This window comes from Enterococcus sp. HMSC061C05 (assembly GCF_001814765.1).
Taxonomy (GTDB): Bacteria; Bacillota; Bacilli; order Lactobacillales; family Enterococcaceae; genus Enterococcus_B; species Enterococcus_B lactis.
Genome location: NZ_KV817733.1, coordinates 1 through 14,421, shown reverse-complemented (window position 1 = coordinate 14,421; position 14,421 = coordinate 1). Strand labels below are relative to the sequence as shown.

The 14,421-nt window shown below is 39.3% G+C and carries 16 protein-coding genes; all 16 read left to right on the top strand.

Features of this window, described 5'->3' with window-relative positions; translation table 11 throughout:
• The first annotated feature begins 60 nt into the window (after nt 1-60).
• Entirely contained in the window at nt 61-744 is a 684-nt protein-coding gene (locus HMPREF2988_RS04050) for a DUF1538 domain-containing protein (protein WP_070770023.1), read from the top strand.
• The gene (locus tag HMPREF2988_RS04045; RefSeq protein WP_002319120.1) at nt 741-1,514 is read left to right on the top strand and encodes a DUF1538 domain-containing protein; all 774 of its coding nucleotides are present in this window, start codon (nt 741-743) and stop codon (nt 1,512-1,514) included. Before HMPREF2988_RS04050 ends, HMPREF2988_RS04045 begins: the two co-directional genes overlap by 4 nt.
• The gene (locus tag HMPREF2988_RS04040; protein ID WP_002292005.1) at nt 1,511-1,909 is read left to right on the top strand and encodes a P-II family nitrogen regulator; all 399 of its coding nucleotides are present in this window, start codon (nt 1,511-1,513) and stop codon (nt 1,907-1,909) included. The genes HMPREF2988_RS04045 and HMPREF2988_RS04040 overlap by 4 nt, the downstream gene beginning before the upstream one ends.
• 184 nt (nt 1,910-2,093) lie before the next feature.
• Nucleotides 2,094-2,765: an LCP family protein gene (locus HMPREF2988_RS04035; protein WP_002327855.1), complete on the top strand. Its 672-nt coding sequence runs from the start codon at nt 2,094-2,096 to the stop codon at nt 2,763-2,765.
• A gap of 61 nt (nt 2,766-2,826) precedes the next feature.
• Nucleotides 2,827-3,264: a hypothetical protein gene (locus HMPREF2988_RS04030; RefSeq protein WP_002319123.1), complete on the top strand. Its 438-nt coding sequence runs from the start codon at nt 2,827-2,829 to the stop codon at nt 3,262-3,264.
• 11 nt (nt 3,265-3,275) lie between these two features.
• The gene (locus tag HMPREF2988_RS04025) at nt 3,276-3,944 is read left to right on the top strand and encodes a 2,3-bisphosphoglycerate-dependent phosphoglycerate mutase (RefSeq protein ID WP_024635050.1); all 669 of its coding nucleotides are present in this window, start codon (nt 3,276-3,278) and stop codon (nt 3,942-3,944) included.
• Nucleotides 3,945-4,006: 62 nt separating this feature from the next.
• Nucleotides 4,007-4,630 carry an HAD-IA family hydrolase gene (locus HMPREF2988_RS04020; protein WP_024635051.1) on the top strand — a complete coding sequence of 208 codons (624 nt, stop codon included), beginning with the start codon at nt 4,007-4,009 and terminating at the stop codon, nt 4,628-4,630.
• 55 nt (nt 4,631-4,685) lie between these two features.
• Nucleotides 4,686-5,072: a DUF1149 family protein gene (locus HMPREF2988_RS04015; protein ID WP_002291995.1), complete on the top strand. Its 387-nt coding sequence runs from the start codon at nt 4,686-4,688 to the stop codon at nt 5,070-5,072.
• A gap of 211 nt (nt 5,073-5,283) precedes the next feature.
• On the top strand, nt 5,284-6,675 hold the full coding sequence (locus tag HMPREF2988_RS04010) for an L-cystine transporter (RefSeq protein WP_002306552.1): 1,392 nt from the start codon (nt 5,284-5,286) through the stop codon (nt 6,673-6,675).
• A gap of 269 nt (nt 6,676-6,944) precedes the next feature.
• Nucleotides 6,945-7,313 carry a VOC family protein gene (locus HMPREF2988_RS04005; protein ID WP_002374534.1) on the top strand — a complete coding sequence of 123 codons (369 nt, stop codon included), beginning with the start codon at nt 6,945-6,947 and terminating at the stop codon, nt 7,311-7,313.
• Nucleotides 7,314-7,489: 176 nt separating this feature from the next.
• The gene (locus HMPREF2988_RS04000; RefSeq protein WP_002327859.1) at nt 7,490-8,431 is read left to right on the top strand and encodes an oxygen-dependent tRNA uridine(34) hydroxylase TrhO; all 942 of its coding nucleotides are present in this window, start codon (nt 7,490-7,492) and stop codon (nt 8,429-8,431) included.
• A 68-nt stretch (nt 8,432-8,499) separates the two neighbouring features.
• Nucleotides 8,500-9,231: a metallophosphoesterase family protein gene (locus HMPREF2988_RS03995; RefSeq protein ID WP_070770022.1), complete on the top strand. Its 732-nt coding sequence runs from the start codon at nt 8,500-8,502 to the stop codon at nt 9,229-9,231.
• 143 nt (nt 9,232-9,374) lie between these two features.
• Entirely contained in the window at nt 9,375-11,555 is a 2,181-nt protein-coding gene (locus HMPREF2988_RS03990) for a Tex family protein (protein ID WP_002348392.1), read from the top strand.
• 19 nt (nt 11,556-11,574) lie between these two features.
• Nucleotides 11,575-12,045, top strand: coding sequence for a SprT family protein (locus tag HMPREF2988_RS03985; protein ID WP_002329265.1), 471 nt, complete (start codon nt 11,575-11,577; stop codon nt 12,043-12,045).
• Nucleotides 12,046-12,072: 27 nt separating this feature from the next.
• Nucleotides 12,073-12,834: a YdcF family protein gene (locus HMPREF2988_RS03980; RefSeq protein ID WP_070770021.1), complete on the top strand. Its 762-nt coding sequence runs from the start codon at nt 12,073-12,075 to the stop codon at nt 12,832-12,834.
• A gap of 130 nt (nt 12,835-12,964) precedes the next feature.
• On the top strand, nt 12,965-14,299 hold the full coding sequence (gene murC, locus HMPREF2988_RS03975; RefSeq protein WP_002319131.1) for a UDP-N-acetylmuramate--L-alanine ligase: 1,335 nt from the start codon (nt 12,965-12,967) through the stop codon (nt 14,297-14,299).
• Nucleotides 14,300-14,421 lie beyond the last annotated feature (122 nt).

The following is a 14,421-nucleotide window of genomic DNA, read 5'->3' as shown; positions in this document are numbered from 1 at the left end:
ATTTCTACTCGAAAACTCTTTCATTTTAAGGTAAACTTAAAGAGTAAAGGAGGAGGATACATGCTAAAAAATTTTAAAGAAGTGATTGCTGCCATATTGCCGATGACCGTCCTGATTGTCATTTTAACGTTTGTTTTTGCGCCGTTAGAAGGAGAAGACCTCGCTTCATTCTTGGTAGGTGCGGCTACCATGATGATCGGAATGACGCTCTTTTTGTTTGGGGCAGACTATTCCATGATGGAAGTCGGAGATCTAGTAGGGAAATATATGATCAAAAAGAAAAGTTTGGCTGTTTTGGTCAGTTTGGGGTTTGCTATCGGGATCGTGATCACGATTGCCGAACCTTCCGTGCAAGTTTTGGGACAACAAGTATATGATATATCTGACGGAGAGATTGGCAGAGTGTTGCTGATTGGGATCGTCAGTGTCGGCACTGGAGTATTTCTAGCCTTTGCGCTGCTTCGGGTCGTATTCAAGCTATCCTATTATCAATTGATGGCTATAGGCTACATAGGCGTTTTGATCGCCTCGTTTTTCACTAGTTCCGAATTCATGCCGATTGCTTTTGATTCGGGGGGAGTGACTACTGGTCCAGTAACTGTTCCATTTATCTTGGCCCTTGCCGGAGGGATGACTAGTATGATCAAACAAAAGAAAAATGAAAATGACAGCTTTGGAATGGTTGGTATTGCTTCATTAGGGCCAATTCTTGCCGTAATGATTTTGGGGGTGATCTTCCAATGAGTTTCTGGCAGCAAGTGATAGATGGTATCGAGATCGTTACTATGGAAGTTATTTTAGCAGTGGCACCTATCGTGATTCTATTTGTTTTGATGAATATCATTAGTTTTCGTATGCGCAAGAAGCGTTTCTTTGACATTATGAAAGGCTTCTTGATAACGACTATTGGGTTGATCCTTTTCCTGCACGGAGTCAATATGGCTTACGTTCCGGTAGGACAGCATTTAGGTAGTACGATCGCTGGATTGCCCTATAATTATATATTGGTTCCCCTTGGCTTTTTGATGGGGTTCCTAGTAGGGTTTGCTGAGCCGGCGATTCATGTAATGGTCAAACAGGTTGAAGAATTGAGTGAAGGGAGGATCCGGTCGAAAATCATGCTGATGGTGATTTCGATTGGGATTGGCGCAGCAGTAGGATTGTCTATGTGGCGTTTGCTCGTCGGATTCTCTCTTTATTATTTCTTGATCCCAGGATATGGGCTAGCATTTATTTTAGGACGAAAAGTGGACAAGATCTTTTTAGCAATGGCTTTTGACAACGGTGGAGTAGCAACGGGTCCGATGTGTTCGACATTTATTTTATCAATGAGCGTGGCGATCGCTGCACAAATTGAGGGAAGAGATCCAATCATTGATGGGTTTGGTGTGGTTGCAATGATTGCATTGACACCAATATTATCCACTTTAGTACTAGGATATATTTATAAACGAAAAGATGAAAAAGACAGAATCGAAAAAGAAAGATTGCGAAAATTGGGGGAAAGCAAATGAAAGATCTTGTAGCATTGAATCTTCACATGATTGTGACGATCGTGGACGGAGGAACAGGTGAAGATGTCATCGACTTTTCAAAAGAAGCAGGTGCAGCTGGCGGAACGATCTTGCATGGTCGTGGTTCTGGTGTACATGATTCAGGGAAATTTTTAGGTTTGGACATCTCGCCAGAAAAAGATGTTGTTTTGACATTAGTACCAGATAGTTTGACGAATCAAGTGATGGATGCGATTGGTCAAGGCATCAACATCGATGTTCCAGGTAACGGGATTTGTTTTAGTATTGATGTAGATAAAGTAATTGGTATCACTAAGATTCATCAGTATCGGGAAATTATCGGGATGCAGGAACTTTTGGATGAAACTAACGATAGAGAAAATCCTGAATCATAGACAAGCATTTGAAGAAGAAATAAACCTAAACAAGAAGGCGGATGAACGTTATTTCCGCTTTTTTGTTTATGTTTTTTTCGTGAATACTTATGAAATAGTAAATTTTTATGAAATTCTTCTCTAAGCATCAGACTTTCTTTTCAAAATATGCTATTTTAAAAATGATGAAAAAAGGGGGAGAAAAATGAATTTTTTAGTTGTTTTAAAAGATACTCTGATTGAGCGGTCAACATTTCTATATGTTCAATTGCAGGAAAATAAAACATTGCTGCATTTTTCACCAGAGTTCCATCTAGAGGGACTAACATTAGGAGAAATTTATCAAGCAGAAGGGCTATCGGCTGTTTTGCACTTTTTTGAGGCAGAATTGGAATTACCGGTAAAAGATTATATCGAGCTTTCTCTTGAATCTTGGGATCGAGCAGTCGTTGAGCTATTCCCAGAAGGTTTGATGATCGATACGAACGATGAGAAGATTCATTTGACTGCAGCAGAACTACAGAAACAAATGCGTTATCAAATAGATGATGAAAATTCTTTTTCTATTTTTAGACGTCAGCAAAAGATTCTAAAAAGCTTTTTAAAAGTAATCAGTAAAAAACGGAATTTGATCAAAACGACTCAACTGTTGAAAAAATATCCAAATCTGCTTCATACGTCCATTCAATTCCCTCAATTGATTACGATGATCCATCGTTTTATACGTATGCAACAGCTACCATCTAAGAAGCTGTTTTTGCCATTGACGGACACATTCCGTGTAGTCAACAGAGAAGATAAAAAGAAAGTGATTGTGATCGACTTTACCAGAAATCGGAATGTCCTTCATCAAGTCGCAATGGAAAAGGCCAATTAAGGCTTTTTCTTTTTTGATTTTTTTGTCATAATGAATGATAGATGATGGAGGAGATAACAGGATGCAAACATGGTTAGAAAGACTGATACGGTTTCAGCAGAACTATCAAAAACTTATGCAGGGAAGATATGCAAAATTTGATCAATTGAATCGTGTTCTATTGATTATCGCACTTTTTTTTAGTTTACTAAGTCGGTGGTTGCCATATAGGATCGGGCAATTGTTGTTCATCGTCTTTTTCGGATGGATGCTATTTCGTTTTCTATCAAAAAAAATCTATCCTAGACTAAATGAAAATCAACGTTATTTGGAATATTTTGATAAAGTCAAAGAAAAATATCATCAGATGAGAAACAAAAAGCAAGCTAAAACGGAACGAAAAAGCTATACTTTTTTTGAGTGCCCGAATTGTCATCAAAAGCAGCGTGCGCCTAGAGGAAAAGGACGAATACGCGTGACATGCAAAACATGTGGCATAAAATTCGAAACGAATGTTTAAGGGAGAAAAAAATGAAATTAGTATTATTGCGTCATGGCGAAAGCGAAGCAAATTTTGAAAATTACTGGACAGGGTGGCTAGATGTCGCCTTAACAGAAAAAGGAAAAGAACAAGCAGCAGTAGCCGGTCAAAAAATGTGTGAAGCCGGTCTTCAATTCGATGCGGTTTACACCTCTGTTTTAAAACGCGCGATTCTTACCGGTCAAGTCGCACTAGAAGAAATGGGGCAGTTGTGGCTTCCTATAGTAAAAACATGGCGTCTGAATGAACGGCACTATGGGGATCTTGTTGGTAAAAACAAGGATCAGATGAAAGAAATATACGGAAAAGATCAAGTAAAGAAATGGCGCAGAGGATATACAGAAGTTCCGCCGTTAACTGCAGAAAACCGATTTGACCGCAGATATGATCATTTGGATCCACATTTGATTCCGTACGGAGAAAGTCTAGAAATGACAGTGAATCGGATCATTCCTTTGTGGCAAGATCAACTGGCACCAAAACTGAAAGATCGGAAAGATTTACTAGTTGTGGGTCATGGGAATAGCATCCGAGCACTGACAAAATATTTAGAAAATATTCCTGAGGATCAAATGGATACAATTGATATCCCGAACGCACAACCAATCCAATATACATTAGCAGACGATTTGACGATTCTAGAGAAAACAATACTTTAATCAACGTATTTATCTATAATGAAAGATAGAAAAAAGAAGCAAAGGAATGGAACAAAAAGAACATGAAAAATTATATATGGGACTTTGACGGGACATTGTTTGATACGTATCCCGCAATGGTAGATGGTGCTCAGCAAGCTCTAAAAGATTTTGGTATCAATATGGACAAAAAAGAGATCTACTTCAAAATGAAAAAATATTCCACCAGTTATTTGATCAATGAATCAAATTTGGACGCCAATGAATTTAATGAATGGTTTCATCGGTATGAGAAAAAAAGCAAGGAAGCTTCCCGTCCATTTCCAGAAACGAAACAAGTACTTGAAAGTCTAAAAATCAATGGAGGACGTCACTTCATCTTGACCCACCGTTTGACAGAATCGACATGGGAACTGCTGAAAGAGTATCAATTAGCCCATCTGATTGAGGAAGTAGTAGGGATTGATCAGGATTTTCCTCGTAAACCGAATCCAGCATCGTTAAATTATTTGATCGATACTTTTCATTTAGAAAGAACAGACACGATGATGATCGGCGATCGCCGTTTAGATATCGAAGCGGGGAAAAACGCAGGAGTCGTTACTTGTCTTTACGATATCGATCATTTTCTGGGGGAGATTCCTGCAGATCATGTGGTAGGAAATTTGAATGAAATCCTATCCTTGCAGAGTAACTTAAAAAAATAGTATCCCCTTACAAAGGAGATATGTTATAATTTTTATAAAGGAGTGATAAAATTATATGGAAATCAGAAGACAAAAAGAAGTAGTAGAAGCATTTCATTATGATATGAGATTACCGAACCAAGAAGTAGAAACAGATTTGAAAGTGGGCTTCTCGCCTTTGAAAGAAACGATCGAAAACTATCCGAAAGAACATAGCATCGTAGGAGCACGCTTAGAGTTCCGTTTAGTGTTTGATACATATGTTTTATCTGGAAGTGTGAGTCAGATCAATCATATCCTCAATCGGAAAATTGAAGGTCAAAATGATGTCACACAAGAAGAAGTGGACGAGCTAGTAGCACCGTTATTCGATATCGTACGCCGGATGTCTTATGAGGTGACAGAGATCGCCTTGGATCAGCCTGGGGTAAAATTGAATTTTCAATCAGAAAAACAAGAATAGACAGTAAAAACATGTCTGCGATAGTTTTAATCTATCGCAGACATGTTTTTTTATTACTAATTGTAAGCAAAAAGAATGTCATTTCGATAAAAATCGTCTAAAATGTAAAAGTCACTGAAAAAAATTTTTCAGGAGGATGGTTGAAGAATCATTCTCGGGAACCTTTACTTCCTTCGATGGACTTGTCATTAATAATATGAGGAGGAGAAAAATGACAACACTCATCACAGTTTTAGTGGTTCTAGTTTTTGCGGCATTATTATATGTGTTCTATCGTATGCAAAAGCGCCATACAAAATTTTCAACACGCGTCTTTACAGCATTAGGAGTTGGTATCGTCTTTGGCGGTCTGCTTCAATTGATCTTTGGTGTAGAAGACAAAGTCGTTACTCAATCAATGGAATGGATCGGGATCGTAGGACAAGGGTATGTATCATTCTTGCAAATGTTAGTTATGCCTCTAGTGTTCATTTCGATCATTGGTGCATTCACAAAAATGAAAGTTTCTGAAAAGCTGGGGAAAATCAGTGCAACTGTGCTGACTTCTTTACTTGGTACAACAGCTATTGCAGCATTGATCGGAATCGGTTCAACGATGCTGTTCGGTCTTCAAGGAGCTAAATTCACACAAGGAGCAGCAGAAACAGCACGGATCTCTGAATTGGCGACACGTCAGGAAACGGTTGAAAACTTATCGATTCCGCAGCAGATTTTATCCTTTATCCCTAAAAACGTATTTGCTGATTTAGCAGGTAGCCGTGCAACTAGTACGATTGGAGTCGTTATTTTTGCAGCCTTTGTCGGTATCGCTTATCTAGGTGTGAAAAGAAAAGCGCCAAAAGAAGCAGCATTCTTTTCAGATCTAGTCGACAGTCTGTATAAAATCATTATGCGGATCGTGACGCTTGTTCTGCGTTTGACACCATATGGGGTATTTGCTTTGATGACAAACGTTTTGGCAACAAGTGATTTTGCAGCTATCGTCAATTTAGGTAAATTTGTCGTTGCATCTTATGTAGCCTTGCTTGCTGTTTTGATTGTCCACTCACTGATTTTGATTGGTGCAAAAGTTAATCCAATCAACTATTTCAAAAAAGCCTTTCCGGTATTGAGCTTTGCGTTTACTTCACGTTCAAGTGCCGGAGCCTTGCCATTGAACATCGAGACTCAGACAAAAGCTTTAGGAGTAGACGATGCAACAGCTAACTTCTCAGCAAGTTTTGGTTTGTCTATTGGACAAAACGGCTGTGCTGGTGTTTATCCAGCTATGTTGGCAACGATCGTCGCACCAGCGGCTGGAGTGAATGTCTTTAGTTTGGAATTTATTTTGATGCTTGTGGCGATTGTAACAATCAGTTCTTTTGGTGTAGCCGGAGTCGGCGGTGGTGCAACATTTGCTTCACTGATCGTTTTAGGGGCAATGAACTTGCCAGTAGCAATCGTTGGGTTAGTTATCTCTGTCGAACCATTGATCGATATGGCACGTACAGCAGTAAACGTCAGCGGTAGCATGGTAGCTGGTATCGTGACAAGTGCACGCATCAAAGATTTAGATCGCGATGTCATCAATGATGATTCTAAAGTGATCGATGTGAATGCATAGTTAAAAACATACTAAGATTAGAGGGGAACATCATTTATCAATGATGTTCCCCTCTCTTAGTATGTTTTTTTATTCATTCCATATAAGTACAAAACATTTATTCCGAAAAGTGAAAACCTAGATAACAAAAACAACCAACTTATTTATTATTAAAGAGAAGCGTATTTAAGTAGGACGATTCTGTTGAGAGCTTTCGTAGATTTTCCCATTTTCCTATGGTAAACTGACAAAGTTGGGAATGTTAGAACAGATCGTTTAGGAGGAAACAGATGTTTACGAATGAAATAAAAATCATGCTTTATGTGGACGATGTAGAAAAAAATGCAGCGTTTTGGAGAGCAATTGGCTTTGCGGAAAAAGATCGTCAAGAAATGGATGGGACGCTTGTAATTGAAGTAGGAGTTGAGGACAGTCAAACCTCATTCGTGTTATATGATCGAGCGTTTGTTGAGTCCCATTCACCTGGCACAGCTACTAGTGCCCCATCTTTGATGTTTTACAGCAAAGATATCTTTGGACTATATAAAAAAATGCAGACGCAATCAGTCACATTAGGTGATATGGTACAGCTTGGAGAAGAATATGTCTTCAACTTTGCTGATCCTGATGGCAATTACTTTGCGGTTACAGGTAAATAATAGAAACAAAGACTTTGTTTTTCTGTGCAAAACAGGAAAGCGAAGTCTTTTTAATTCAAATAATAATATTATGTAAACAAAAAACGCATGCGTAATTATACACAAGCAAATAAATCGTCAAATGCGAACGCCTTCTTTATACTGTTTAGGAACGAAAAGAAGGAAGGAAGAAATACATGGATTATCAAGTACTGCTTTATTACAATTATACAAAAATAGAAGAACCAGAGGAATTTGCCAAAAATCATTTAGCCTTTTGCAAATCTTTGGATCTTAAAGGTCGTATTCTAGTAGCTGAAGAAGGAATAAATGGTACTGTGTCTGGAACCGTTGAAAACACGACTGCCTATATGGAAGCAATGAAAGCTGATCCTCGATTTGCTGATACGATGTTCAAGATCGATCCAAGCGAAGGACATGCCTTTAAGAAGATGTTTGTAAGATACCGTCCAGAGCTTGTAAGTTTAAAGCTAGAAGAGGACATTGATCCAAACCAAGTGACAGGTGCTTATCTTTCACCGCAAGAATTTAAAGAAGCTATTTTAGACGAACAGACAGTGGTGATTGATGCACGGAATGATTATGAATATGACTTGGGGCATTTTCGAGGGGCTGTACGCCCAGATATACGCAGTTTTCGAGAGCTTCCAGACTGGATTCGCGAGCACAAAGAAGAATTTATGGAAAAACGGGTAGTGACCTACTGTACTGGTGGTATTCGTTGCGAGAAGTTTTCTGGTTGGCTTGTCCGTGAAGGATTCAAAGATGTCGGACAGCTGCATGGCGGTATTGCTACTTATGGTAAGGATCCTGAAGTTAAAGGGGAATTATGGGACGGCAAGATGTATGTGTTTGACGAACGGATCGCTGTCGATATCAACCAAGTAGATAAACAAATCGTCGGTCGCGACTGGTTTGACGGAACACCATGTGAACGATATATCAATTGTAGCAATCCTGAGTGCAATCGTCAGATTCTTGCTTCTATTGAAAATGAAGAAAAACATTTAGGAGCATGTAGCGTAGAGTGTGCGAAACATCCACGCAACCGCTATGTTCAAGATCATGGAATCTCTCCAGAAGAAGCAGAACTGCGATTTGCAGCTTTAAATAAATAGAAAACAATAGTTTTGATTGTCGACCATTTCCAATATGCGCTATACTAGCGTTGAGGATGGTGATCCACATGAAATCATTGATTTATGCTATTGGCGATGTCCATGGTAAATATGATCTTTTTGTAAAACTTATTCACTATTATGATCCGAAGATCCATCAGCTTGTTTTATTAGGAGATCTCAATGATCGAGGACCTCGTACAAAGGAATGTTTTCTATTAGGAAAGCAATTAGTCGAAGAAACAGGAGCCATTTATCTCCGGGGCAACCATGAAGAATATTTTTTGCAATTTCTGCAAGCGCCGGAGGACTGGTATGCGCCTTATATCAGAAATGGTGGAAAAGAAACATTTGAAAGCCTACTTCACCCAGGTGCGTCGGAGGAATACTCCCCGACTGAAATTTCAATGATGATCCAATCAAGATACCCAGAACTGATTGAATTTTTAGTCCAGCGCCCCTTGTATTATGAATGGGAAAATTATCTGTTTGTCCATGCTGGAGTGGATTTGACAAAGAAAGACTGGCGTAAGACAAGTCCAAGAGACTTTATTTGGATACGGGAACCCTTTCATGAAGGGAAAAACAATACAGGTAAGACAATTGTATTTGGACATACGATTACACCAATGCTCCATGGAGATATGCAGACAACAGACCTCTGGATTCAGGATCATAAAATCGGAATGGACGGTGGAGCTGTATTCGGAGGGTCATTGCATGGGGTTGTTTTTGACAAGGAAGGTATCCTTCAAGACATTGAATATCAGAACAACGAAGGATCTTGGCAAGGAATCTGACGAATGGAAAGAATGAAGGAGCTGCGACTTTGTTGCGGCTCTTTTTATTTGTATAGAGAATATTGTTTCTTTCAGCAGTTTAACCCATGATAAAAAGTATGATAGAATAAAGAAGCAATTTTTAGCAGAAAAGAGGCATTTTAATGACGGAAAATTTGAACCAGACAATCATTCAGCTTGTACAAAAAGAGCTTTCAGACTATCGTCCCAAGCAGTTGACGACTGTACTTAATTTGTTAAATGAAGGAAACACCGTTCCTTTTATCGCGCGTTATCGAAAAGAAATGACGGGAAGTCTTGATGAAGTCCAGATTCGTGAAATCGAAGAGCGGTATGCCTATCTTGAAAACTTAGAAAAACGAAAAAACGAAGTGATTCGGCTGATCGATGAACAAGGGAAGCTGACCCCTGAGTTAGAAACAGAAATCACGCAATCCGTAAAAATGCAACAAGTGGAAGATTTATATCGTCCATACAAACAGAAACGACGGACAAAAGCAACGATTGCTAAAGAAAAAGGACTTGAACCACTCGCGCTGTGGCTGATGCAGCTTACAGATGGAGAGGTGCAATCGGAAGCAGAAAAATATATCGATAAAGAAAAAGAAGTCTCTTCTGCTGAAGAAGCGTTGCAAGGTGCGCACGAGATCATTGCTGAACAAGTCAGCGATAATGCAAAATTTCGGACTTGGATTCGGTCTTATACGTATAACAAAGGCATGTATGTCAGTCAAGTCAAGGATGAGCAAGCAGATGAAAAAGGCGTATACGAAATGTATTATGACTTTGCAGAACCTGTCCATAAAATGGTTTCTCATCGGATATTGGCCACTAATCGAGGAGAAAAAGAAGAGGTTCTCAAAGTATTCCTTCAAGTAGACGAAGCAGCAATTTTAGCTTACTTGGATCGCCAATTAGTGAAAAATCCTGCCTCTCCTTCTTCTTCCTTTGTAAGAGAAGCCTATCAAGATAGTTATAAACGCTTTATACAGCCGGCAATCGAGCGAGAACTGCGTAATGAATTGACTGAAAAAGCGGATGAGCAAGCCATCGCTATTTTTGGAGAAAATCTTCGCAATCTTTTGTTGCAACCGCCGCTAAAAGGTAAAGTCGTACTGGGATTTGATCCGGCCTATCGTACTGGATGTAAACTAGCAGTCGTAGATGCGACAGGAAAAGTTTTGGCAATCGAAGTCATTTATCCGCATAAACCTGCAGCACAAGCGAAAAGGGAAGCTGCTGGTCCAGCTTTTATCCAATTGATCAATAAATATCAAGTAGATATGGTAGCTATCGGGAATGGAACAGCTAGTCGGGAATCAGAACTTTTTGTGGCTGAGCAATTGAAATCAGCCGACCATAAAGCCTATTACGCCATTGTTAATGAAGCTGGCGCTTCTGTTTACTCCGCTAGCGAAATTGCACGAAAAGAATTCCCGCATCTACAAGTAGAAGAAAGAAGTGCTGTTTCTATTGCCCGTCGTCTACAAGATCCTTTAGCTGAATTAGTCAAGATCGATCCTAAAGCTGTCGGTGTAGGACAGTACCAACATGATGTTTCTCAAAAACGTTTAGCTGAACAATTGGATTTTGTCGTGGAAACAGCGGTCAACCAAGTAGGCGTGGATGTGAACACGGCTAGTCCACAGCTCTTGCAGCACATATCAGGATTGAATAAAACGACTGCCCAAAACATTGTCAGTTATCGTGAAGAAAATGGAGAATTTACTGCACGAACTCAGCTGAAAAAAGTGCCACGTTTAGGACCAAAAGCATATGAACAAGCAATCGGCTTCTTGCGAGTTCCTGGTGGGAAAAACATTTTGGACAACACCGGTATCCATCCCGAAAGTTATTCTATTGCGAAAGACATATTAATGACCGTCCATCTTTCAGAAAAAGAGCTTGGGACAGAAGAAGCAGTAGAAAAATTGACACGGTTATCCGCGGAGAAACTGGCTGAAAGTTTATCAGTCGGAGAAGAAACGTTAGCCGATATTTTAGCTGGGCTGACACAACCTGGACGAGATATGCGTGATGAGATGCCAGCGCCCCTATTGCGTACAGATGTGTTGAGTATGGAAGATTTGAAACCAGGGATGGAATTGACTGGAACGGTCCGTAACGTCATCGACTTCGGCGCATTTGTCGATATCGGTGTGAAACAAGACGGACTTGTCCATATTTCAAAACTTAGCAAAAAATTTGTCAAGCATCCTACAGACGTCGTGTCAGTCGGAGATATCGTGACGGTTTGGATAGAACAAGTTGATACGAAAAAAGGCAGAATCAGTTTGACGATGCTTTCCCCTTATGAAGAGTAACAATGAGGAGTAACAAAAATTGACACAAGAAGAACTGCAGCAGTTAGTAGAAGAGATATCATTAAAAAGCTTCCAGCGTCCTTTCAAGCACCAAGCAATGTTCAATCCACGCTTGCGTACAACTGGCGGGCGCTATCATTTAAACGATCATCATTTAGATTTTAATGCAAAGCTGTTTGAAGAGTCAGACAAAGAAACGATTACAGGAATCATCAAACATGAACTTTGCCATTATCATCTTCATCTCACTGGAAGAGGATATCGTCATAAAGATATGGACTTCAAGTATCTTTTGAAAAAAACAGGCGGGTTGCGCTATGCGCCAGCCTTGACGAAGAAACAGATAAAGATCGAATATTATCAATGCCAAGATTGTTCTGCCACAATCTGCCGCAAAAGAAGAATCGATGTACACAAATATCGTTGTGGAAGATGTCATGGGGAAATCAAATGGATTGAGACAAAGAGAGAAAGCCTCAATGAAGTATAAAAAATCAGATGAAAGGATGAAGCGTTTTTGGAAAAAAACGAGCAGAGAACTCTAAAAGACTGGAATCAGCTATTAGCCTTTTTAGCCGCACCTGATGAGAAAGATTTTGAGAAATTGTCGGCACCTACACTTATTTTAGCTGGAAACGGTCTTCCTATCTTAGCTGATAAAGCAGCACAAATGTATGTAAATGGTCAAGTAGAACGTTTGTTTTTGGTCGGCGGTGTGGGTCATGCGACTAGGATCCTTTATGAGAATTTTGAAAAGCAAGGATTTCATTTTGAAGAAGGCATGAGTGAAAGTGAAATCTGTCGTCAGTATCTGAAAGAAGTCTATGGTTTGCCTGATAAAGCTCTTCTGATAGAATCGAAGTCTACAAATTCTGGAGAGAACGCTACTTTTTCACTGGAGATTCTTCATTCCTTAGATGCTGTACCAGAAAAAGTCCTATTGATGAATGATCCGACACTGCAACGCAGGACTCGAGCAACTTTTGAGAAAGTATGGCAAAATGAACAAACTGTTTTCGTAAATGCTGTGCCATTTGTGCCGGAAATCCTTCACTTTTCTGAGGAGATCATCTTTACAGCAAAAGAACTGAACCACCAATGGCCGAAGGAATATTTCTATGCACTGGTGTTAGGAGAAATGGAGCGACTCCACGACGATGAGAATGGCTATGGTCCGAAAGGAAAAGATTTTATTCCTCATATTGATATATCAGAAGAAGTTTGGTCTTCTTATACAAGAATCAAACAGTCAATAAAAACGGATTTTTCCCGTACATGACCTTTTTAGCAGGCGAATCCTCCTTTCTAAATAAATTTGGTTGAAATTTTCAATCGTTTATAAGATAATGAGGAGCGTGTTGAATGTAATAGTTAAAAGAATGGACGCTAGATAAGAGAAGAGGATTCAAATGGAAAATCAAAATAAATTGTATCATTTCGTTGGTATCAAAGGTTCAGGAATGAGCTCCTTGGCTCTTGTTTTACATGAACAAGGTTTAAATGTCCAAGGATCAGACATTGAAAAATATTTCTTTACACAAAGAGATTTAGAAAAAGCAAATATCACGATTCTGCCATTTAACGCAGAGAATGTAAAACCAGGTATGACGATTATTGCAGGAAATGCATTTCCTGATTCACATGAAGAAATCCAGCGAGCAAAAGAATTAGGTTTGGAAGTGATTCGCTATCACGACTTTATTGGTCATTTTATCCAAAACTATACGAGTATCGCTGTAACAGGTTCTCACGGAAAAACAAGTACGACTGGTCTGCTCTCTCATGTATTGAGTGGTGTCCGTCCAACAAGTTATCTAATTGGAGACGGAACAGGGCATGGTGATCCGCAAGCGGAATTCTTTTCATTTGAAGCCTGTGAATATCGCCGTCATTTCCTTGCCTATTCACCAGACTATGCGATCATGACAAACATCGATTTTGATCATCCGGATTATTATACAAGTATCGACGATGTATTTACAGCTTTCCAAACAATGGCTGGACAAGTGAAAAAAGCTATTTTTGCGTACGGTGATGACGCTTATTTACGCAAATTAGAAGCAGATGTGCCGATTTATTATTATGGTGTCACAGAAAATGATGATATCCAAGCACGAAACATCGAACGTACAACATCCGGTTCTGCTTTTGATGTCTATCATGGGGATGAATTTGTTGGACATTTCACTGTACCAGCATTCGGCAAACACAATATTTTAAATGCTTTAGGTGTTATTGCAGTCGCGTATTTCGAAAAACTGGATCTGAAGGAAGTTGCGGAAGAAATGCTGACTTTCCCAGGAGTAAAACGTCGATTCAGTGAAAAAATAGTAGCAGACATGACCGTAGTTGATGATTATGCGCATCACCCTGCAGAAATCAAAGCAACCATTGATGGCGCACGACAAAAATATCCAGATAAAGAAATAATTGCAGTTTTCCAACCTCATACGTTTACGCGTACGATTGCATTGATGGATGAATTTGCAGAAGCACTTGATTTAGCTGATAAAGTTTACTTATGCGATATTTTTGGTTCGGCTCGGGAAGAACAAGGAAACGTTAAGATCGAAGACCTTGGAGCGAAAATCAAAAAAGGTGGAGAAGTCATCAAAGAAAATAATGTATCTCCATTATTAGATTATCATGATGCAGTAGTAATCTTCATGGGTGCTGGAGATGTTCAAAAATTTGAACAAGCGTATGAAAAACTTTTAAGCAGCACGACGAAAAATGTACTGTAATACAATTACTGCAGTGTCCTTATAAAAATAGAAAGAGGGAGAGTGGCAAAATTCTTGTCATGCTCCCTTTTTTACAACTTTTGATAAACGGCGTTCAAAAGCTTGCATCTGCGGTAATAAGC